3 protein-coding genes are annotated in these 25,976 nt (G+C 50.0%); all 3 read left to right on the top strand.

Translation table 11 applies throughout. From position 1 onward, the window contains the following. Positions 1-422: 422 nt before the first annotated feature. Positions 423-21,365 carry a DUF7507 domain-containing protein gene (locus DN752_RS06055; RefSeq protein ID WP_211324172.1) on the top strand — a complete coding sequence of 6,981 codons (20,943 nt, stop codon included), beginning with the start codon at positions 423-425 and terminating at the stop codon, positions 21,363-21,365. Continuing rightward, positions 21,281-23,056, top strand: a complete 1,776-nt coding sequence (locus DN752_RS06050; RefSeq protein WP_162633137.1) for a DUF7507 domain-containing protein — start codon at positions 21,281-21,283, stop codon at positions 23,054-23,056. Before DN752_RS06055 ends, DN752_RS06050 begins: the two co-directional genes overlap by 85 nt. Before the next feature lie 1,289 nt (positions 23,057-24,345). Further along, complete coding sequence (locus tag DN752_RS06045; RefSeq protein WP_245949531.1) at positions 24,346-25,254, top strand: PorP/SprF family type IX secretion system membrane protein; 909 nt, start codon at positions 24,346-24,348, stop codon at positions 25,252-25,254. Positions 25,255-25,976: the final 722 nt, after the last annotated feature.

Below are 25,976 nucleotides of genomic sequence, written 5' to 3'. Positions count from 1 at the left end.
ATGACCGGGAGTCCTGGAAATGATGGGGCTTCCTGAATAAGTAGGGACTGATTTTAGTTAGTTGTAGATACCATTTTTAGATAGAATTAGATGGTATATGGTGATTAATGCAATAATCCGCATGACAAAAGTCAGATTATAGTCGATTTTTTGTCAGTTGTAGGTCCTTTGGCCTAGTGTAGTTTTACAAAGAATTTATAAAAGCAATTGGTATGGGTTCATGTTTACCACAAACTAATACCACGGAATAGAACTTCCTTGACCACCTGTGGTCAACAAGGAGTGGTGGTTTTATCAATAGGCATAAATCACCTATAAAAGGTGATATGTGTCTATTTAAGCTATTTTATTCCATGAGCTTTTCGATATAAAATGATGTTGTCATTTGATTTAAGAAGAATATGAGGCTTGTTTACAGGTTGTTGATTGCACTACTAGTGATTTTTTTTCTATCATTCAGCAAAGGTACAGTATACGGTTTTGATGGTCACCCCACTGTTTTTGTGGATAAGGACGTGGAGGGGGCGTCCCATTTGAAGAGTGGTAGTGATGCCACTGGCGGGATTTTCCAGTTTTTCACCCATGGACGAAGTGGGGAGCTGCTGATCGATGGTCACTGGAGCGGTCCTCAGGAGGTTGCGGAGTTTTTGGAAGAGCGGTTTTTGAATATTCCGGTAGGAATCCACCACATCAATATTTACGGTTGTGAATTTGCGAAAGGCCCTCAGGGAAAGGCAGCTGTAGCCTATTTGGAAAAGGTCTTGGGAGTGACCGTGGCTGCTTCTACGGATGTTACGGGGCATGAAGGTGATTGGAAGTTGGAGGTTGGGAAGACCTTGGCTGCGCTGTCCTTTCCAGAATATACCTTTAGCCTTCAGGCTTGTGCCGGGACGGTAGGAGGGATGGAGCCAGAAGACGATTACGATGGTGACGGGATATGTAATATAGATGACGCCGATGATGACAATGACGGGATCACAGATGCTGATGAGACGGTCTGTACCACAGAAGAGGTGTTGTTGGACGGGGCTTCATTGGATTTTTCTGCCAATATCACCGATTTCCCAGTGACCTTTACCAATGTCAACAGGATACAGGGGTTTGATGTTACCGTTTCTACTTCGGGTAGTTTTGTTAACCCAGCACCTACTTTGGGGACAGCCGGTGGATTCAATAATCAGATTACCAGTCCTGCTGGGTCAGAAAATTCGTTCGAAGTTTCTTTTACCGGAACGGTCATCCCTCAGTCTGTGCGGGTTTATAGTTTGAATAATCTTTATGGGGTAAATACGGGAGGCGGTGTTCAAAGTGAGGCAGTTTCGATAGAGTATGGATTTAACGGAACCGTGGGAACCTCTACTGCCACCCAAAACCCCAATACTTGTGGTGCTTCCAATTTTTATAACCAAATGGTAACTACTGTAGGGGAGGCTAGCCACTTTTTCAGGACCCCAGTGCCTCCAGCAGTAGCCACTTATAATACCTGTGGGTTTACCAGCATTTTTTCTGCTACCGATGGGGTAAGCTCAACGCGTGTCACCTATAGTCTACCTAACTCCAGTACAGGATCCGAGCCCCTGCAAAATTTTCAGATTTACGTGACGGTGTGTAATTTCAACAAGGATACCGATAGAGATGGACTCCCTGATAGGTATGACCTGGACAGCGATGGTGACGGTTGTCCGGATGCCTTTGAAGGAGACGGTGGCTTTTCGGGCGCAGATATAAGCCCCTCCAGCTTGGACGGAGGCAACTCAGGCGGCACCTTTAATGGCTATGCTGGGCCGGTGACCGGAAACTTCGGTACCGATGTGGACGCTAGCGGAGTGCCATCGATCGCCTCAGGAGGACAAGGACTCGGACTGAGCGCCACATTGGGACCAGATGCCAATGGTAATGGCGTAGGGGATGCTTGCGAAGATGCTGACGGCGATGGGGTGTATGCTGACGATGATTTGGACGATGATAATGATGGGATATTGGATGTAGAGGAAGGGTTTGACTGTTCGGTAATCAATAATATTTCCCTAGAAGGCTTGACTTCAGGAACAGTGGTGGAAGGGGAAATCTACGACCAAACCACAGGTACTGTAGTGCCTGTAAGAATCGAAAGGTACCTTGTAGGAAATGGAAGTCTGGTGAACAGTGAAGCAGACGGGGATTTACGCATGTCTCCAGGGACAGGAAATGCTGGTGTGAAGATCACTTCACTCAATGGAGTGCCGATCACGGTCATTGCCAAGGCGGAATATGATGTTCCCGGTGATTTTGATGCGGGGGATTCTTTCTTTATGACGACGAATACCGGGGCTGGCTTTACTGTAGAAGGGAATGATTTCGATGATAATACCAAAATACGGATCCTGTCCCAGAATGAGAGCAGGATCGACTTCAGGGGGCCTGTTAATGAATTTGTAACCAATGCCAATTACCCTGATTTCAAGATCATTACTTCAGGGACAATAGTCTATTTGGTGGCAGATGTAGGGAATCCTGCCCAGACGATCAACCTCCAAGTAGGGCAGTGTGGATTTAGGGATACTGACGGGGATGGGATATTGGATCATATGGACTTGGACAGCGACGGTGACGGCTGCCCGGATGCGCTTGAAGGCGATGGGAGTTTTACCTTTGCGGACTTTACGGCCTCATCCATGGACGGAGGTAATACGGGAGATACATTTAACGGCTATGCGGCTCCTGTCCAGGATAACCTGGGTATCGCTGTAGATGCTGATGGTATTCCAGTGGCTGCTGCTTCTGGCCAAGGTTTAGGGACTGCCTCCCAAATTTCCCCAGATCAAAATCGCAATGGGCTCGGCGATTCTTGTGAGGATTCCGATGGGGATGGGGTAAGCGATGCAGATGACCTGGACGATGATAACGATGGGATATTGGATGCGGATGAGTTTGGAGTTTGTAATTCCATATTACCTGCCGATGGTTCTTTCGAGTCATTAGAGAGCGTGGCCAGTACCGATGGTTACAATAGTAATATAACAAGCAATAATTCCGGTTGGATCGATGTACAAGGAACCGCTGACTCTTGGCGATCTCCCATGCCCACCACAGGAAGCGGTCAGTGGGGAGGACTGGCGGACGGAATGCCTTCGTCACCTGACGGGGGGGTGTTTGTGGGAGCATGGGTGAGCAGTTCCAATACAGAAAGTTTCAAGGCTACCATCCTCGATTTGGTCGTAGGACAGCAATACAGTGTATTCTTTTATCAAGGTAATGCAGGTTTACAGGGTGATACTTCGATAGGAGATGAAGCGAGGTGGGAAGTGGAGTTTGGTGATGAAGTCCAATATGCGCCGGCAATGGCTTATTTGGGAGAAAGCAATCAGGTATGGGAGTCGGTGGAGCTAGTGTTTACGGCACAGTCCACCACCCAAGATCTCACCTTTACTGCAGATGGTGCCGGAGGGAGTTCAGGATACGAATACATGGCACTTGACGGAGTGAAGCTTTACATGGAAGGAACCTCTGGCTGTGATACTCCTGTAGATACTGATGGCGATGGGATACCAAATATAATAGACCTTGACAGTGACGGTGATGGCTGCCCGGATGCGCTTGAAGGCGATGGGAGTTTTACCTTTGCCGATTTTACCGCCTCTTCCATGGACGGAGGGAATACGGGAGATACGTTTAACGGCTATGCAGGTCCTGTACAGGACAACTTAGGTGTTGATGTGGACGCTAACGGGGTGCCAATAGCCGCTGCTGCTGGCCAAGGAGTGGGGACAGGTTCACTAGCTGGTGCAGATATTAATGGAAATGGCATAGCTGATTCCTGTGATGATTCTGACGGAGACGGGGTACTTAACGGAGATGACCTGGATGATGATAATGATGGGATATTGGATAGTGATGAAAACTGTATTATTGTACACCACAGTTTTACGACTGAGAAACCGGGAGCTATTATTGCTTCTAGAGACCGAGGGGAGCCAGATGATGATTTGTTTAGGGATTTAATTTTTGACCGAAGTTCGGGAATAGATACTTGGAGCTTTAATTTCGAGTTTCCGACTCCATATGCTATTCGGATAGAGTCGATTATCGGAGATAATGGTTTCGCTCGATCAGGAACCGTTACGGTAGATGGAACAGACGTAGCGTTTAATACAGGAACTGGAGAATTTACTTCTGTTGAGAATGTGTCATCCTCAAAAACCAATCATACAGTGACTTATTCTGGAGCTGATGTTACGGTAGTAGGTGTTAGGATTTACAACACTGACGGTAACCCCATTGCTTTTTATGATTTTGGATTGTCGGGAAGCCCTGTAAAAGAAGGCTATACAGAGGTAAACGAAACCATTTTTACAGGAAGTACGACTCAGTGTGAAGGATATTTTTATGATGATGCAGATGGCGACGGTATCATGAATAGTCTCGATTTGGATACGGACGGTGACGGCTGTCCAGATGCCTTGGAAGGAGAAGGAGGGCTTACTTCCGCTAATTTCACTACCTCTTCCATGGACGGAGGTAATATCGGAGACTCTTATACGGGCTATGCAGCACCTGTCCAAGAAAACCTTGGTACAGAAGTGGACGCCAATGGGGTGCCCATCGTGGCTGGAGGCGGTCAGGGAATCGGGAATTCAGCTATTGCTTCCGTAGACTTGAACAGTAATGGACTGGGAGATGCCTGCGAAGATAGTGACGGTGACGGCATTCCGAATTTGGATGACCTGGATGATGATAATGACGGTATTCTGGACGAAGCGGAGATGGACTTGTGCAAAGGCTTTTTGAACTTCGAATTTTATCAGGATAATCCAGCCAATGATGAATTTGTCAATATCCCAACGGAAGGGGCCTATTCTGTAGGAGAAGTAAGTGACTATAATGTGTCCCAGCTACAAAGGGATGTAGACCCAAGTGATAGCGAGACCTACGCTATCCGCTACACCGGGTTTATAGCCATAGAAGAAGCGGATACCTATACGTTTGAGCTACAGTCAGATGATGGCTCAGGTTTGTATATCGATGGGGAATTGGTCGTCTCCAATGATGGAGTGGGACCTTCCCAAAACGCCAATGGCACGATCTACTTGGGTGAGGGATATCACCGTATCGAAATGCTTTATTATAATAATGGAGGGGGAGGAAGCCTTGACTTAAGGTACGAAAACTCATCTTTTGGTAAAACGTCAGTGCCATTTAGTGTTTTTATGCCAATGTCCTGTACAGACACCGATCAGGATGGCCTGCTCAATTACCTCGACTTGGACAGTGATGGTGACGGCTGCCCGGATGCTTATGAAGGGGATGGTAGCTTTACCTCTGGGAACATGGTGACCTCGGAGATGGATGGAGGAAATACAGGGGACAATTATAATGGCTATGCCGCCGCTGTCCAAGAGAACTTGGGCATTGACGTGGAGACAGATCCTGCCAGCGCCTCCTATGGTGTACCGCTGGCTGCTGGTGCAGGTCAAGGAAGCGGCAATGGCTTGAGCAAATCCCCTGACATCAATGGTAATAATATTGGCGATGATTGTGATGATATCGATGAGGACGGCCTCTATGCTCCTGAAGATCTAGACGATGATAACGATGGTATACTGGATGACGTGGAGATCGCAGGTTGTGCGGGAAGCCTGGATTATGAATTTTATAATGGATCGCCTACGGATGATACCTTCCATAATGTGCCTACTTCTGGTGCCATGGGGACAGGGACAGTAACTGAATTTAACGTTTCCCAACTACAGAATAACGTAAACCCCGGGGTGAGCGACCATTATTCCATTCGCTACAAGGGCTTTATCCGCATCACCACATCGGATCAATACACCTTTGCGCTCGAATCAGATGACGGCTCCGGCCTCTATATCAATAATACGCTGGTGGTGGACAATGATGGCGTCAGAGGTACGACTACCAAAAGAGGCAATATTTACCTCAGTCCCGGACTGTACCCGATAGAGATTGTCTACTTCGAAAGTGACGGTGGAGAAACCCTTAGGGTCCGCTATTCCAGTACCTCGTTTGGAGAGATCGACTTGCCCTTTGCCACGCTCTCATCAGGAACATGCATGGACGTGGACCAAGACGGCCTGCTCAATTTTATAGACCTGGACTCAGATGGTGATGGTTGTCCAGATGCCGTGGAGGGAGATGGAGGCCTTACCTTAGTTGACTTAACGACGTCCAATATCCAAGGTGGCAATACGGGAACGGGCTATAATGGTACTTCTTTTGAGCCAGTCACTACTAACTTGGGTACCGCCGTGGATGGTAATGGTGTGCCGACGGCCGTTTCAGGAGGCCAAGCCATAGGCTCCAGTCAGGATAAAGAACTAAAAGCCTCAGCATGCTATCCCGATACCGATGGGGATGGTGTGACAGATGATGTGGACTTGGATATTGATAATGACGGCATCCTGAATATCGATGAGGGCTACGACTGCTCTTCGGTCATGAACGTTTCCTTTGAGGGAATAGCCGTAGGCAACCCTGTCCAAGGGTACTTTTTGGATGATACGGGTGAGCTGGTGTCGGTGATCATAGAGACTTATTTCCAAGGGGCTGGCTCTTTTTCGAATGACCAACCTGCTACACGAACGGACGGAGATATCAATGCCACACCTCGAGGTGTCCCTACTGGGGTCAAAATATCCACTCCCAATGGGGAACAAATACAAGTGGCCGTAAAATACAAACATGGTATTGGAGGTTCGCTCGATTATGGCGATACCTGGTGGATGACCAATAACAGTGGACGAGGCTTTACCGTGAACAATCCTTACCCTGATCCGCAAAGGGTGACGATATTGTCCCAAGATCAGGATCAGCTATCTTTTCGTGGACCTAACGATGGGGCTGCTGTTCAGGCAACTTATCCTGATTTTCAGATTACTACCTTTGGTTCAGAAGTGTATGTGTATGCGACTGTGGGCAACCCGGCCACTGCCATCAATGTACAGATAGGCGGATGTCATTACTTGGATACCGACGGAGATTTGGTACCCGACCATATGGATTTGGATAGTGATGGAGATGGCTGTCCCGATGCCTTGGAAGGTGATGGAGGATTTACCAATGCCGATATGGTCAGTTCCACCTTGGATGGTGGGAATACGGGCGCAGAGTACAATGGTTTTGCGGATCCCGTGCAGCTGAACCTGGGCAATGATGTCGATGCCAATGGGGTGCCTACTGTTGCTTCCAGTGGACAAGGCGTCGGTACAAGTGCGGAGCAATCCGATGATGTGGATGGCGACCTGATAGGTGATTCCTGTGATTGCTATGACGATACACAGGCCGATACGGATGGTGACGGCGTACCGGATTATGCGGACGTGGACAGTGATAATGACGGCATGGCCAATGCGGTAGAATATGGCGGCGTGGATCCTTATACCGATGGGGATGCCGACGGTGTCTACCTGTACCGTGATGATGACGATGCCAATGATACTGTTGGGGATGCTGACGGCCTGCCACAAGCGGAATTTGATGCAGATGGTGATGGTATTGCCAACCACCTGGACCTGGACAGTGATAATGACGGCATCTCTGATAATGTGGAAGCTACGGGCAGCTTGAGCCCTGCGGGCTGTGCATTTGCTGATGGCGACGTGATCGACCCAGTCACCTTATGCGAAACCGGGGAATCCGCCCAAGGCTTGGTAGCCTCACCTTTGAATACGGACGGTACCGATGAGCCTGACTTTTTGGACTTGGACAGTGACAATGACGGTTGTGCGGATGGCATCGAAGCCAATTTGGACGAAACCATTATCAATACGGTCGACTTTACGACGGTGACCTCTACAGGCGTGGATGGCAATGGACAGGTGACCGCTGTGAGTTGTGCCGTTCCCGATGATACGAATTGGATCAATTCCGCCATTAGTGATGATTGCTGCGAGCTGGACGAATCCACCATGACCGCCACCGCTACTCCACCTACCACCTGCGAACCCCAAAATGACGGCTTTATCACCATTACCGATGGGGGATTGCTGGCCGATACGGACTATACCGTGTCCTATGATCGTGAGGGAACCCCAGTAGATCCGATAACCCTGACCACTCAGCCTGATGGTAGCCTGATCATTCCTGGCTTGACGCCGGGAAATTATGGGAACATTGTCATTACTTCTGTGCGCTACCCGGCCATTTGTTCGGTACAGTTACAAAACCCGGCAGTCATCCAAGTGCCAGGTTTTAATTCAGATTTGGATTTTTCTGTCACGAGCATACAGCCGGCCAGTTGTTTTGGAGGAAATGACGGGGCGATTGACATCCTCGTGACCGGAGGAACAGGAGAATTGACGTACAACTGGTCTACTTCCAATGGCAGTGGAATCGTCCAAGGCGCCGAAGACCAAACGACACTTTCTGCCGGTAGCTATAACATACTGGTGACGGATGTGGCCACCCAGTGTACCTATGTTTACTTCTTCATGACCGTTGGCCAACCTGCCGAGCCAGTTTCCGGTACCACGGCACAGACCGATATTTTATGTAACGGAGCCGCCATTGGTGCCATTGATCTTACACCAGCTGGAGGAGTGGGAGGCTACTCCTTCGCTTGGTCAACAGCAGACGGAACCATCCCGGCAGGCCAAGAAGCCGTGGAGGATCCGAGCGGATTGACAGCAGGGACCTATACCGCGGTGATCACTGACGCCAATGGCTGTACCAATCCAGCCACCATTGACGTGACCTTGACAGAGCCCACAGCAGTGGTTTCTGGAACGACGACCCAAACGGACATCCTCTGTAACGGGGATGCCAGTGGAGCGATCGACCTCAGTCCAGCAGGCGGAGTCGGCCCATATACTTACGCTTGGAGTACCGCAGATGGAGTGATTCCGGCAGGCCAAGAAACGGTGGAAGATCCGAGCGGACTGACAGCGGGTACTTATACCGCTGTGATTACGGATGTCAATGGCTGTACCAATCCAGCCACCATTGAAGTGACTTTAGCCGAACCCGCAGCAGTGGTTTCGGGAACGACGACCCAGACGGATATTCTCTGTAACGGAGATGCCAGTGGAGCGATCGACCTTAGCCCAGCAGGTGGAGTCGGGCCATATACCTATGCTTGGAGTACCACGGATGGTGTGGTTCCGGCAGGACAGGAGACGGTGGAGGATCCAAGTGGACTGACAGCAGGCGCCTATACCGTAGTGATCACCGATGCCAATGGCTGTACCAACCCAGCCACCATTGAGGTGATCTTGACAGAGCCCGCAGCAGTGGTTTCGGGAACGACGACCCAGACGGACATCCTTTGTAATGGCGATGCTGGTGGAGCGATCGACCTGAGTCCGGCGGGCGGAGTGGGACCATATACCTATGCCTGGACTACGGTCGATGGACTGATCCCAGCGGGTCAGGAAACGGTCGAAGATCCAAGCGGCCTTACGGTAGGCACCTATACCGCAGTGATCACCGATGCCAATGGCTGTACCAACCCAGCTGCAGTAAGTGTGACACTTACAGAGCCTACGGCAATGACCCTCGATGAACAGGTAGCGGATCATCAAAATGTAAGCTGTACCTCTGGAGATATCGGAGCATTTACAGTCCTCGCCACGGGTGGGGCAGGAAGCTATGAATATACCATTGATGATTTTGGCAGCGTAAACACAACAGGCACCTTTAACGGGCTGGCCGCTGGTGAATATGAAGTCCAAGTGAGAGACGCCAATGGCTGTGTGATGACCATGCCGCAGCCGATTACCATCTATTCAAATTGTTTGGAAGTTACCAAATTCATTGACTTTTCAGGAAATCCGGGCGTGGGAGAAGAAGTGCGCTATCTTTTCTGGGTGTTTAACAATGGAGATGAACCGTTGGACAATGTAGAACTGGAAGATACCTTCACCGATGCACAAGGAAGAGTTCTTACCCTAAACGGACCGAATTATTTCTTTTCTGATAGCGGTAGTACAGAAGGCTTCCTTGAGCCTAAAGAAACCGCTTATTATCGGGCTACCTATGTGCTGAGACAAGCGGATGTGGATGCCGGCGGGGTGATCAACAGCCTTTTGGCGAGGGCTTCCACTCCGGCTGGAGTCGTCCTCAGTGATGTCTCCGATGATGGGGAGGACGATGATGGCAATACGGAAGACGATCCTACCGAGTACTTTATCGAAGAACAAGCTGCTTGGGAACTGATCAAAACGGCCGCTGTAAATGACGTGGACAATAGCTTCAGCACCTCTGCGGGAGATATCATTACCTATACTTTTGACCTGACCAATACGGGCAATGTGACCATCGGGGACCTAGTGGCAGTGGATAACTTGACCAATGCACAAGGAGCTGCTTTGACGCTGACTACGCCTATTACCTTTGAAAGTGCCACAGCTGGCAGCACGGGAACGAGCATATTGCCAGGAGAAACTGCTACCTATACAGCTACTTACACCTTGACCCAAGCAGATATCAATGCCGGTGGTGTGATCAATACGGCGACGATAACGGGGACCACACTACAAGGAACTGACATGTCGGAAATTTCTGATGATGGCGATCCTGATAATGGGGACGATAACCCTACGCCTACCTTGGTGGACAAGGCTCCTTCCTTGGCACTGGTGAAAACGGCCAGTGCGGTCTTCGATGTCAACGGAAGTGGTGACAATGATGCTGGAGACAGGATCACGTACACCTTCAGGGTAGAAAATAACGGTAATGTCACCATTGATGGGCTTACTATTGATGATCCATTGTTCCTAGCGGGAACCGATCTTAGCTTGTTTGAAACGAGTCTAGCTCCAGGTCAGGTGACCAATCTCTCCGTGGATTATCTGTTGACCCAGGCAGACATAGATGCAGGCAATGTAGAAAACGCTGCTACTGTAAATGGTACAGACCCGGATGGTGAAGCGGTCAGCGATATTTCCGATGATGGGGATACAGGCGATGGCGATACCGGGGAAGACCCGACCATCGTAGACCTGCTCACTGAGGCCGAATTGGAACTGCTCAAAATAGACACCTTTAATGACGAAAATGGGGACGGAGTGCCCCAAGCGGGAGAGACGATTACTTACGCATTTACCGTTAATAACACGGGCAGTATTACCGTAGAAAACCTCCAAATAAATGACACAGGCTTAGGATTGACGGATGTAGCTGTTGCTCCCGTTTCGTTGGCCCCCGGCGAATCAGGTGTGATCCCTGACCAAGTGTACACCCTTCAGCAATCGGATATCGATGCTGGAGAAGTAAGCAATACGGCGGATGTAGAAGGAGATAGGACTGATGGTGAAGGTCCGGTGACCGATATTTCCGATGACAGTAATCCTACCAACGGATCTGATGATCCAACGATCACGGAGCTGCCAAAAGACCAGGAATTCACACTGCTCAAGGAAGCTGCCTATGACGATACCAATGGAGATGGAACACAAAATGCGGGTGATGTCATCACTTACACCTTTACCGTTGAGAATACCGGAAATGTTACCGTCAGTGATATTACGATCGATGATGCACTGGTAGGTGCTTTTGACCTGCCCATCTATACCGATATTTCACAGACTACGCTTATCACAGACTTGGCTCCTGGCCAGTTGGGCTATGCGGTGTATGAGTACATCATCACACAGGCCGATATGGATGCAGGAGAGGTGACCAATTCCGCAAGCGCTACCGGCACGGGACCTGACGGAAGTGAAGAGACCATCGATTCGGACAATGGCGATGGGGATGGTCCGACGGTGATTACCTTCGATGTGACCCCTGCTGTGGAACTGGTGAAAACAGCTGCTCTGGCCGATACCAATTCCGATGGTCGGGCAAGTGCCGGTGATGTCATCACCTATACCTTTACCGTGACCAACACCGGGAATACTTCCGTAAATTCCTTGGTGATCAATGATGCAAGGCTTTCAGTAGCGGCATTGGCGATCAGCCCGCTGGTATTGGCTCCAGGTGAAGTGGGGACTGCCGAGATGACACGTACGGTGACCCAATCGGATATGAATGATGGCAGCATTACCAATACTGCCACCGTAACCGGAGAGGCTTCCAACGGCGATACAGTAACCGACGTTTCCGATGATGGATCCAGTCTGGATAATGGCGATGTGCCTACGGTCACTCCGCTACCACAAATCTCCGGAATTGCTATAACCAAAGACCAAACGGTCGCCGATACCAACGGAGATGGCGTTACTGGTGGAGTGGGCGATCAGATAGCCTACACCATCCAAGCAGTGAATACCGGAAATGTCACCCTCACCGGAGTGGCCATCACGGATACCTTTACAGATCAAGACGGCAATACCATTGCCTTGGACAATGGCCCTACCTATGATGCGGCCAACTCGGATAATATCGAAGGGACGCTGGAGCCGGGTGAAACGGTGACGTATACCGCGCTCTTTACCATCACCCAGTCTGAAGTGGATGCAGGAGGAGTGACCAATAGCGTGGTGGCTGATGCGGTATCTCCAGTAGAGCCGGTTGCTGCAAATGATCAAATTACCTTCCCGATCGCAGAAGAACCTGCTGTAGAAGTGATCAAAAATGCTAACATAAGCGATATTGACGGTGATGGTACCACCAACGCCGGGGACGTGGTCAACTATACCATTACGGTTCGAAATACCGGAAATGTCACCTTGGATAATATCTCCCTGACAGATGATTTGACCGATTTGGATGGAGCAAGCTTGTCCCTTGACACGGCACCGACTTTTGTCAGTGCCGATGGTGGCAGTGCGGAAGGAACGTTGGCGCCAGATGAAACGGCCACTTACAGCGCTAGCTATACCTTGACCCAAAGTGAACTGAATGTGGGAGGTATCACCAATACTGCTACTGCTTCCATGACCAGTCCAGCAGGGACTGCTATTGCCGATATTTCTGATGATGGCGATACGGGTGCAGGCGATACCGGAGACGATCCTACGGAAACCTTGATTCCGAAAATGCCTGAACTGACCTTGATCAAGACCATTATCGATATCGTCGATGTGGACGGCAGTGGAGATAACAGCACAGGAGATGTGGTGCAGTATAACTTCAGTATTGCCAATACCGGAAATGTGACCGTGGATAACCTGGTGTTGTCGGATGATTTCTTACCGGGAACTGCGGACCTTACCGTTACTCCTGCTATCCTTCAGCCTACAGAAAGCGTGCTGATGGAAGTGGACTATGCGCTTACCCAGAACGATATTGATACCGGCAGTGTGCTTAACTCTGCTACGGTGGAGGGCACTGATCCTGACGATGCCGCAGTGTCGGATATTTCCGATGACGGTGATCCAGCGGATTCTGACCTAGATCCCGACACCGATGGGGACAATGACCCAACCTATTTTGACCTGACTACGGAGGCCCATCTGGATTTTACCAAAGAGGCCACATTTAACGATGAAAATAACAACGGACTACCGGATGAAGGGGAGACAGTTTCCTACAATTTCACCGTAAGGAATACAGGGAATATTTCTGTAGACAATATCACCTTCGATGATCCCAACTTGGGCTTGGTCGATGCCGCCATTACTCCGATATTGCTCGGTCCGGACCAGACGGGCACCGGAGCAGTAGTAGATTACACGCTTACACAAGCGGATATAGACGCAGGCATGGTGAGCAATCAGGCGACCGTGTCTGGTGATAGGCTAGATGACAATACTACCGTCACGGATGTATCCGACGAAGGAAATGCGGCAAACGGCATCGATGATCCTACGGAAACCACCTTGGCCCAAAGCCCGCAGCTGGCATTGGTGAAAGCAGGCACTTATGTGGATACCAATGGCGATGGCGTGGCCAACCTGGGCGATGATATCACCTATGACTTTACAGTGACCAATACCGGGAACGTGACAGTTTCGGGAATCGAGGTCATCGATGATAGGATTGGGGTACCGGCTCCGGGGCAGGCCATTTCTCCAAATACACTGGCTCCAGGAGAGGTAGGGACACTGACTGTCTCTTACCCGATCACACAAGATGACCTGAATGCCGGACTGGTGACCAATACCGCCACAGCAGTAGGTGCCGACCCGATGAGCGGTGTGGTCTCCACCACCTCTAATCTGACCGAGGTGACCTTGGAGCAAGCGCCTTCCTTGGAGCTGATCAAAACGGGAACATTAAACGATACCAACGGAAGTGGACGGGATGATGTAGGTGATCGGATCACCTATACCTTCATGGTGACCAATACGGGCAATGTGACCGTATCTTTATTGTCCATTGCAGACGTGAAACTCGGCGTCACCAACCTAGGAATGGCTCCTGCTACGCTGAACCCTGGAGAGACCGCTACCGCTACAGCGGTGTATGACATTACCCAAGCAGATTTGAATGCAGGCGAAGTGGTTAACACCGCCACTGTAGAAGGAGAGGATCCAATGGGCAGTGCGGTGAGCGATGACTCTGATAATGGAGTAGGAACAGGTGCCACAGTGGTGCCGCTGACACCTGCACCATCCATGACTGCTGTAAAAGAACAAAATGTATCGGACACCAACGGAGATGGAGTGACTGGCGGAGTGGATGACCTGGTGACCTATACCATCGATATCTACAATGACGGTAACGTGACCCTTACGGGAATAAGTCTGGTGGATACTTTCGAGGATTTGACCGGAACAGCCTTGAGCTTGGCTAGTGGGCCATCTTTTGTCACTGCCGATAACGGAAGTCCTGAAGGTACATTGGTGCCGAGCGAGACAGCTTCTTATACGGCTACGTATACCATTACGCAGGCAGATGTAGACGCTGCTGGGCTGAGCAATCAGGTGGCCTTTACCGCTACACCACCGATCGGTGCAGATATAAGCACGGTAACTGATGATGGAATTATCGGTAATGGAAGTAACAATCCTACTGTCTTGGATATTGCGCCAATGCCTTCTCTCGAAGTCATCAAGACGGCACGGGAGCTGGTAGATAGCGATGGCTCAGGCAGTGATACGGCGGGAGATGTGGTGACGTTTGATATCCTGGTAACCAATACCGGAAATGTGACCCTTTCCAATGTGGCCATGACCGACGAATTGACCAATTTGGACGGAGCTTCGTTGACCTTGGATAGTGGGCCGACCTTCCAAAGTGCCGATGCGGGAAGCGCTGAAGGTACATTGGCTCCGGGCGAGACGGCCAGTTATGAGGCCGTGTACACCCTGCAACAGGCCGATGTCAATTCCGGTGGGCTCAGCAATACTGCAAGCGTGACTTCCGATAGTCCGCAAGGTGATCCTGTGAGCGATATTTCCGATGAGGGAAATGACCTCGACGGCATGGATAATCCTACGGTGGTGCCATTGGAAAGCCTGCCAGAACTGACACTCATTAAAACCTACCAAGTGGTGGATGCCAATGCCAATGATGTCAATGATGCAGGTGATGAGATCCATTATACCTTCAGAATAGAGAATACTGGTAATGTTACCATTGATAACATCGTGCTGAGTGACAATAGGCTTCCATCGCCGATTGCCCTGCCGGTGACTACACTGGAGCCTGCGGCCGAGACCACGGTTACAGAAGTCTATATCATGACACAGGATGATATCAATAATGGTAGAGTGGTGAACAGGGCACGTGTAGATGGCACCGCCCCTGCTGGTGATCCGTTGTTTGACATCTCTGATGATGGCAACCCGGATGACACGGACTTTGACGGGGATCCGGAAAATGACCCTACCATAGCACCATTGCCGACCGAAGCAGAGCTGTGGCTGGATAAGACCAATGTCCTGAATGATGCCAATGGCAATGGAAGACCGGATGCTGGCGAGACGATTACGTATAGCTTTACCGTGAACAATACGGGTTTTGTGATGGTGCAGGATATTACCATAGATGATCCCGACCTCGGTCTTACAGCGGTAGCGGTGACTCCTGCCACGCTGAACCCTGGAGAAGCAGGTACCATTCCTGATCAGACATATACATTGACCCAAGGGGATATCGATAGTGGAGAAGTAACCAATACGGCTACAGTAAATGGCACAGATGTAGTGAACTCGGGCCCTGTGACCGACATCTCCGATGACGGTGATGCCTCTAATGGACGAGACAATCCTACGGTGACCCCATTGGATAAGGATGCCTTGATTTCTCTTCAGAAAACAGGTCTTTACAGTGATGACAACGGCGACGGAGTGGTCAATGCCGGGGATATCATTACCTATACTTTTGATATTGCGAACGAGGGCAATGTTACCCTCGATGAAGTCGCCTTGACGGATAATTACCTGCCGGGGTCGATCGATCTCACTTTACCGGAGACGACATTGGCCCCTGCGGCCACCACCCAACTTATCGTCCAATACACCATCACCCAAGCTGATATGGACAATGGGGAAGTGGTGAATTTGGCTCAAGTCTCCAGTACGGATCCTGATGCCGAAACAGTCACAGCTGATGCAAACAGCACCGTGGACTTGCCAAAAGCACCATCACTTAAGCTGATCAAAACTGCTGCTGCACCAGCAGATACGAATGGAAGTGGTGAGCAGGATGCAGGAGACCAAGTGGTATATACCTTCGAGGTGACCAATACAGGAAATGTAACCATAAGCACGATAACGGTCTCCGACCCAAGGTTGCCAGTGAATAATTTGGCGGTAGCTCCGTCCACATTGGCTCCTGGAGAAACGGGCACGGCAAGCTACACTTATAACATCACGCTGGCAGATATGGATGATGGCGAAATCATTAATTCGGCCACTGTCAGCGGTGCCGACCCAGATGCAGAAACTGTAAGTGATATTTCGGATAACGGTACTGGCGATGGAGATGATGAAACCATCACTCCGCTGGATCAGCTTCCAGCCATAGAAACGGTCAAAACCCAAACGGTTACCGATACCAATGGTGATGGCATCACGGGAGCTATCGGTGATGAAATTAGCTATCAGATTACGGTTACCAATAGCGGTAATGTAACCTTGACCGACGTGCAAGTGGCCGACGTGCTGCTTGATGCGAATGATAATCCATTGACCTTGACTTCGGTACTGGCCTTTGATCCGGGAGCTTCTGATAATGTAGAAGGCGTCTTGGCACCGGACGAGGATGCTGTATACACCGCGACCTACACCATAGAGCAAGTAGCCGTGGATGCAGGTGGGGTGAGTAATTCCGCCACCGCCAGTGGTACGGCTCCTGATGCGGTTACCGTAGTCAGCGATGTTTCCGACAATGGTGAGGATGACGACGGCAATACCGAGGATGATCCTACCGTTTGGGAGATCATCGAAATGCCTTCGGTGGAAGTGATGAAAGAAGTGACCGATACCGACGTGGACGGCAGTGGTACCATTACCGCCGGAGATGAATTGACCTATACGATCACCGTGACCAATACGGGCAACGTCACCCTTTCTGGAGTGGCGCTGACCGAGACCTTTGAAGATGCCAATGGCAATGTGCTGACCTTGACGACAGCCCCAGACTTTGATCCGGCACTTTCTGATAATGTAGAGGGTACCTTGGCTCCTGGAGAGGTAGCCGTGTACGGGGCGGCATACACCATGACCCAGACCGATGTGGACTGGGGAGGTGTGATCAATGCCGTCGAAGTCGATGCCCAAAGCCCTCAGGGAACATTGGTCAATGACCTGTCCGATGATGGCGACGATACAGACGGCAATACTGAAGATGACCCAACGGAAACGCTGGTGCAGGAAGTGCCTTCGATCGAGGCGGTGAAACAGCAGGATATGGTCGATACCGATGGCGATGGAGCTGATAATGCTGGCGACCAGATCAATTATATCATTGAAGTGACCAATACCGGAACCGTAACCCTAACGGGAGTGGTGCTGACCGATACCTTCGTGGATGCCAGAGGAAATACCTTGACACTGGATAGTGAACCTACATTCGATACTTCTAGCAAAGGAAGTGCCGTGGGAACACTTCTTCCTGGCGAAACGGCCACTTACTTGGCTGATTATATCCTTACCCAAAGCGATGTAGATGCTGGTGGTGTCAGCAATAGCGTGCTGGCCGAAGGGGCAAGTATCCAAGGTACTGCGGTCACAGACCGCTCCGATGATGGTGATGATGCCGATGGCAATGCCATCAATGACAATACGGACTTGTTTATCCCAGAAACACCAGAGATAGCCATCGAGAAGCCACAGCCGACAGTCACCCAAAACGATGGCAATACCACCATCGATGCAGGGGACGAACTGCTCTACACCATTACGGTAACGAATACCGGTAATGTGACCTTGAGAAACTTGGCGGTGTCCGATACGATCAGGGATAATAGCGGAATGGTGCTTGCGCCAGCCTTGCTGCCGGCCTTTGATGGGGCAGCTTCCGATAATGTGGAAGGTGTTTTGGCTCCGGACGAAACAGCCACCTATACCGCTACCTACCTCGTGACCCAGGCAATTGTGGATGCCGGAGGGGTGATCAACAGCGCCTATGTAGCCTCCATGAGTCCAAATAATATGCCGGTGCTCGACACTTCCGATGATGCGGATGATGGCGATGGCAACGTGGATGATGATCCGACAGAAACCGAAATTATTGCTACTCCAGGCATTGCCATAGTGAAAACGCTGGTGTCCAATGACGAAAATGCCGATGGCTGTGAAGTAGCCGGAGAGACGCTGAGCTACACCTTCACGGTAACCAATACGGGCAATGTGACCTTGGGCAGCGTGGAGATGATTGATCCATTGATCCCTGAAAATACCTTATCGTTTGCAGGAGGTGATGACAATAATGACGGTCTCCTCGACCTAAATGAAAGTTGGGTGTATACGGCTGATTATGTCCTCACCCAAGAAGATATGGATAGCGGAGTGGTTGCTAGCCAAGCGACCGTGACCGCTAATGCTCCCGACGGAACCGAAGTACAGGACCTATCGGGTACAGCAGCCGATAACGACGATACGACAGCACTGACACTGTGCACTCAGCCGGGCATCAGTTTGGTGAAAACCGCCCTGCACAATGATACCAATGGAAATGGCTGTGCCGAAGCAGGAGAGACGGTGACCTATACCTTTGAGGCTGTGAATACCGGAAATGTCACGCTCAGTGCGCTGGCATTGACAGATGCGCTTATTGATGGAGCGGTGACCTTGATAGAAGGAGATACTGATAGTGATGGCCAGTTGGACGTGACCGAAATTTGGAGGTACACGGCCAGTTACACATTGGATCAGGAAGCCATCGATGAAGGCAATGTTTCCAATCAGGCTACCATCACAGCTTCGTCACCAGATGGAACGGTCGTCGAAGACCTTTCTGGCACGTCCACTACCGATGATAGCACCACCGAACTTGCGCTATGTCAGCAAACAGGCATTGGATTGGTCAAAACGGCCGTCTTTAACGACGAAGACGGTGATGGCTGTGTTCAACTCGGAGAGACCATAGCCTATACCTTGGAAGTGTACAATACAGGAAATGTGTCATTGGGTCAACCGCAACTGAGTGATCCGATGCTGGATGCCGGGTCTTTGGTGTTCGAAAGTGGAGATACCGATAGTGACGGGATGTTGGACGTGACCGAAACATGGGTTTATTCTGGTCTATACACCATTACCCAACAGGCTATCGATGATGGCAATGTCTCCAACAGAGCCACTGTCAGCGCAATGGATCCCAATGGAGCAGAAGTCCAAGACCTATCAGGAACCGCCCTGGACAACGACGAAGCATCCGTAATCGAGATGTGCCAAGATCCTGCACTCACCTTGATCAAAACCATGGACTTTGCCGACGAAAATGGCGATGGCTGTACGGATGCCGGGGAAACCGTAACCTACACCCTCACCTTGACCAATTCGGGAAATGTTTCGCTTGGCGAAGTGACCCTTACCGATCCGCTTATTGGAGAGGAGCCACTAACGTTGACCAGCGGCGATCTGGACGGTGATGGTGAACTGGACGTGAGCGAAACGTGGATATACGTGGCTGATTATGCTTTGACACAAGCAAATATCGATTCCGGTAACCTGAGCAATCAAGCCAATGTGACGGCCATTTCCCCTGAGGGAGTGGAAGTGCAGGAGGTGTCCGGTACGGCTGCGGACAATGACGAATCGAGTGAATTGCCACTATGTCAAGAGGCAGGGATTGAATTGGTAAGTGCAGTGGCCTATGAAGATGAAAATGGCGATGGCTGTACGAATGCCGGAGAACTAGTGACTTATACCTTTACCCTGAGCAATACCGGTAATGTTTCCTTGACAGGCATTAGCATCATAGGCGATATACTGGAAGAGGGAAGTATAGTGCTGGCCAGTGGAGACGATGATGGAGATAATGAACTGGATGTAGAAGAAGTATGGACATTTACTGCCCCATACACCTTGACCCAAGAAGATATCGATTCGGGTAATTTGGTCAATGAATCCACCGCTACAGGCGTAGCGCCAGACGGTACGGAAGTACAGGATGTGGCGGGTACTTCTGGTGGCGGTAGCGATTCCGGTTCGAGCTTGCCGATGTGCCAAGAAGCAGGTATCGAATTGGTCAAAACTTCCAGCTTTGATGATATAGATGGTGATGGCTGTACCGATTTGGGAGAGAACATCACCTATACTTTCACGCTGACCAATTCCGGCAATGTTTCCTTGGATTCGGTGAGGCTGACGGATACCATGTTGGCAGAAGGCAGCCTGCAGTTTGTCTCTGGGGACGAAGATGGCGATGCCGAGCTGGATGTGACCGAAACATGGACCTACACCGGGGAATATGTGATCACCCAGACGGATATGGACAATGGTGAAATTAGCAATCAAGCTTCTGTGATCGCCGTAAGTCCTGCCGGCGTCATCGTTGGGGATAATTCCGGAACAGGGAATGAGAATAATGATCCGACCATAATGCCGCTTTGTCAGGAGCCTAGCGTGGCCTTGCTCAGTACAGGTGAATTTAATGATGCCGATGGCAATGGCTGTGCTAGCCTGGATGAGTCCATTAACTATACCTTCCTAGTGGCCAATACCGGAAATGTTACCATTTCGAACTTGAGCTTGTCGGATAGTTTGGTGGGATTAAATTACCTAACATTCCAAGGAGGTGATGATGACGGTGATGGAGCCTTGGATGTGAAGGAAATATGGACTTATACAGGTCAATATGCCATCACTCAGGCGGATATTGATGCCGGTGAGGTCCTTAATGAGGCCGTTATTTCTGGAGTCGCCGGAGGTAAAGAGGTGCAGGATATTTCAGGAACCTCCTTCGAAAACGATGAAGAAACGGTAACGGCTCTCTGCCAGCAGGGGGAGTGGCCTTGGTGGAAGCTTATACCCTGCACCAAGGGAGAGCAGCAGCTGAATGTCCACAAGTGGGCGAACAAATCACCTTTATCTATACGGTGGCCAATGTGGGTAATGTCTCTCTGGCCAATGTGGTGGTGGATGATCCGATAGTTGATCCATCTGATATCATCTATCAGGCAGGAGATGTCGACGGTGATGGGTTGCTCGACGTGGATGAAGTTTGGGAATTCCGAGCAACTTATACAGTGCTTCAAGATGACTTGGACTTGGCAGAAATTTCGACACAATCTACCGTGGAAGCTACCACGCCTGATGGAACACTAGTGAGTGACCTGTCAGGAACGGACAGCGAATCAGATGATGTCATCACTATTGCCCTCTGTCAGTCACTGAACCTTTCGCTGAGCAAAACAGGTGTGCTGGCAGATGCCAATGCCAATGGCTATGCCGACCCGGGTGAGCAAGTGGTGTACACGTTTACTGTCGAGAATACCAGCAATGTAACGCTACATAACCTGACTGTTGCTGATGAAAATGCGACGATCGAAGGTGGCTCACTCGCGAGTTTGGCTTCGGGGGCAGTAGATACCGGTACTTTCCGAGGGGTGCACACCCTCACTGAAGCGGATGTCCTTGCGGGCAGCATAAGCAATCAGGCGGAAGTGACCGGTACTACCCAAGGAGGAGAACTGGTTAGTGATCTTTCTGATGATCCAGACGACCCAACCAATGTCGATGAAGATGCTGATGGCGATGGAGAGGATATCACGGTGGTATTGCTTCCGCAGCGCCCTGCTATTTCACTTTCCATGACAGGAAGGTGGGTAGATAGTGACGGAGATGGCTATGCCCAAGCAGGAGAAGTGATAGAATATACGTTTATCGTGAGCAATACTGGAATGGCAGAGCTGAACGGCGTGACCATCACTGGAAGTGACGGGCTAATGGTGTCGGGAGGCCCAGTGGACAGGCTGGTTCCTGGTATCCAGGACCATACTTCATTCATAGGGCATTATATCCTTACCGAAGAAGATGTGGAAGGTGGAGCAGTGGTGAAAAGTGCCGAAGTTACTGGCATGGGAGCAAGCGGCGAGGTCGTCAGCGACCTATCCGATGATCCGGACAATCCAGCGGACATTGACCATGACGGCACGGGTGACGGTGATGATCCGACAGAAGTGGACCTTCCTGTACAGCGTGTCGACCTGGTGATGACGAAGACTTCAGAAGGAGCGACGGTGTATGAGGGCAGCATCTTTACCTACCGCTTGACGGTGAGCAACGTCTCCACATCTGCTGCGACGGGCGTGGTGCTGAGCGATGAACTCCCTGCGAACATCAGTTATGAGGACAGCCAAGCGGAGCTGGACGGCGAGGCGATCACCTTGGAGCCTACGGTGAACGGCAGCAGTGTACGCTGGACGATAGGCAGCTTGGCCGCAGGCAGCGAGGTGGTGGTTCACTTCAGTGTGCAGGCCGAATCTCCGGGCAATGTGGTGAACACGGCGGAGGTATCCTCTGATACCCCTGACGCGACGCCGGAAGACAACAGTTCGACGGACATGAACGAGGTACTTGCCTTCCGCATCCCGAACGTGATCACGCCAAACGGCGACGGCGACAATGACCGTTTCGAGATCCTGGGCATGGACAAGTTTGATCGCAACGAGCTGGTGATCTTCAACAGGTACGGTGACCATGTCTATGTATCGGAGGATTATGATAACGACTGGGAGGCGATAGGGCTGATTGCGGGCACCTACTTCTATGTACTGGAAAGCTACGAAGAGGACGGTACCAAGCACGAGTTCAAGGGCTGGATCCAGGTGATAAAGGAGTAGGCAGTATTTGGTAGCTGGTATTTAGTGTCAAGGTTGGAGCAAAGAGCAAAGAAGAAAGAGCAAAGAGAATGGTTGTAATGGTGTTGTACCGAGGGCTGTGCCCCGGTACGATTAGCATTGAGCTTGTAGCTCAGGTAGAAGGGCCATAGCTCTTGGCATATTGAACAAAAGCAAAGAAGAGTTCCCCTCTGCGGCGGGGAGGTTAGGTGGGGTTATTTTGGAGTTAAGAACAAGGACAGGGACAAGAATTGATAACGATGGGCAAATGGAAAAGCAAGTAAGAAACAGGATAAGGAGTCAGGCCCCAGCGGGGCGAAAGCTTGGTGGCCGTGGGTGAAGCCCACGGTAATCAAAGGGGCGAATCCTAGGGCATTAGCAGCGGAAGCAGTCCTGGTGCCATTTCCTTTTCGCTAATGCCGGGGACAAGTAGTAAATAGCTTGGTATCAAGGTTGGAGCAAAGAAGAAAGAGGAAAGAAAAAAGAGAGACTATTCCTCCCCTCTGCGGAGGTTAGGTGGGGGTGTTTTGGAGTTAAGAACAAGGACAGGGACAAGAATTGATAACGATTGGCAAATGGAAAAGCAAGTAAGAAGCAGGATAAGGAGTCAGGCCCCAGCGGGGCGAAAGCTTGGTGGCCGTGGGTGAAGCCCACGGTAATCAAAGGGGCGAATCCTAGGGCATTAGCAGCGGAAGCAGTCCTAGTGCTATTTCCTTTTCGCTAATGCCGGGGACAAGTAGTAAATAGCTTGGTATCAAGGTTGGAGCAAAGAAAAAAGAGCAAAGAAAAAAGAGCAAAGAAGAAAGAGGAAAGAAAAAAGAAAGACTATTCCTCCCCTCTGCGGCGGGGAGGTTAGGAGGGGTTATTTTGGAGTTAAGAACAAGGACAGGGATAAGAATTGATAACGATTGGCAAATGGAAAAGCAAGTAAGAAGCAGGATAAGGGGTCAGGCCCCAGCGGGGCGAAAGCTTGGTGGCCGTGGGTGAAGCCCACGGTAATCAAAGGGGCGAATCCTAGGGCATTAGCAGCGGAAGCAGTCCTGGTGCCATTTCCTTTTCGCTAATGCTAGGGACAAGTAGTAAATAGCTTGGTATCAAGGTTGGAGCAAAGAAAAAAGAGCAAAGAAAAAAGAGGAAAGAAGAAAGAGGAAAGAAGAAAGAGGAAAGAAGAAAGAAGAAAGAAAAGCAAGATGCAAGTATCAAGATTGGATATGAAAGAAAGACAAAAGTCAATGAGGAAAACAGGTGCATTGACATTGCTGCTGTGGTGTTTGTTAGGGGCTGGCGGGGCGATGGCCCAGCAGCTCCCGCAGTACAGCCAGTACATGTTCAACGGGCTGTACATCAACCCGGGTTATGCGGGTTACAAGGGCGAGCCTTATGTGCAGGCGACCTACCGTAGCCAGTGGGTGGGCTTTCCGGGGGCGCCGGAGACGTTCAGTTTTTCTGCCGACCTGAGTGCGAACGAGGGCAAGATGGGCTTTGGTCTGTCGGTGTTCACCGATGCGCTGGGTCCGACAAACACGAACAATATCCTGTTGACGTATGCGTACCGTATCCGGACTGGCGGTGATAGCCAACTGGGTCTGGGAGTGAGTGCGGGAGTGTCGGAGTACGTGATCGACGGCTCGGAGCTGGACCCGAACGACCATCCGGACATGGAACTTCCCCAGGGCCGGGTAAACCTGTTCACGCCTACGCTGAATGCGGGGATCTTTTACAATACGCCACGTTTCTATGCTGGTCTGAGTGCCTTCAATATGGTGGGTAAGAAGTCGCTGGAGCGAGAGGATATCGCCTTGGCGTACCACGATTTCCATTATTACCTGACAGCGGGGCTGTTGGTGCCACTGTCGGATGATGTCCAGCTGAAGCCATCGTTCCTGGTGAAGGAAGTGAAGGGGGCGCCGACAAGCTATGACCTGAACCTGATGCTGTTGTTCTTTGAGCGTATCTGGCTGGGGAGTTCCTATCGCTCTAACCTGGACCTGTGGAAGGACAACCTGCCGGAAAACCTGAACAACCGGAATGCGGTGGCGTTCCTGTTTGAGTTCTTTGCGACGGATCAGCTCCGAATAGGCTATGCGTATGACCATAACCTGAACGTGCTGAACAATTACCGCAACCAGTCCCACGAAATATCACTGGGGTATTACATCTCCCCGAGAAATAGTAGAATGCGTAACCAAAGATGGTTCTAGAGCAGTTTGCTTGCCCATCTTGAAAGTTGATGGGGAAGAAGCAGGAATGGGTGCCATCGGAGTGAAAATGTAGTTGAAGCAATTATTTAATTATGTTTTGGTTTTATACAGGCTAATAATTTTATGGATTAAGTAATTAATTGCTTAAAATTGGTGTTATTTATTATATTATATAGTATAATTATCCTAGAATTAGTATATTGATCCATATGGTGGTTAACGCAAGTGTGCACCTAACGGGGACAGCTGCTAAAGTTGTCAAAATGGATGAAAAGGATTTTTAGTTGAAATCACGATTAGTGAAATATTAAGTGTTTGAAATATTTTGTTCTATAAAATAATTAAACGAAAGAGAAATACATCCCGGTAATTGGGGTGAATAGTGAGCTACTACTTTCAAGGAGTTTTTTTGAAAACTAATGCCAACACCTTCCAACGCTATTTTACTGGGAAGGAAAATTTATGATAAGTAAGGGACAAGTGCCAAGATGGGTACGCGGAATCCTGTGTTTAGAAAGCTTTCAGCGATCAATAAAAAGAGATTATATCAAGCACAGTCATTCAAAAACTGATTTTTGTCAGTTTTTGAACACTTAAAGTGCATGTGTTAGGGCGTTTGGACAAGGTAAATTTGTGAGCAGAAATATATTGGAGAGGCGAGGAAGTGATGGGGCGGAGTAATAATTTTTGAAATCGAAAAGTGTCTATTTGAAAGAAGTTAT

This window comes from Echinicola strongylocentroti (genome assembly GCF_003260975.1).
Taxonomy (GTDB): domain Bacteria; phylum Bacteroidota; class Bacteroidia; order Cytophagales; family Cyclobacteriaceae; genus Echinicola; species Echinicola strongylocentroti.
Note: the sequence above shows the minus strand (reverse complement) of the source record. Positions and strands in the feature narration are given on the sequence as shown.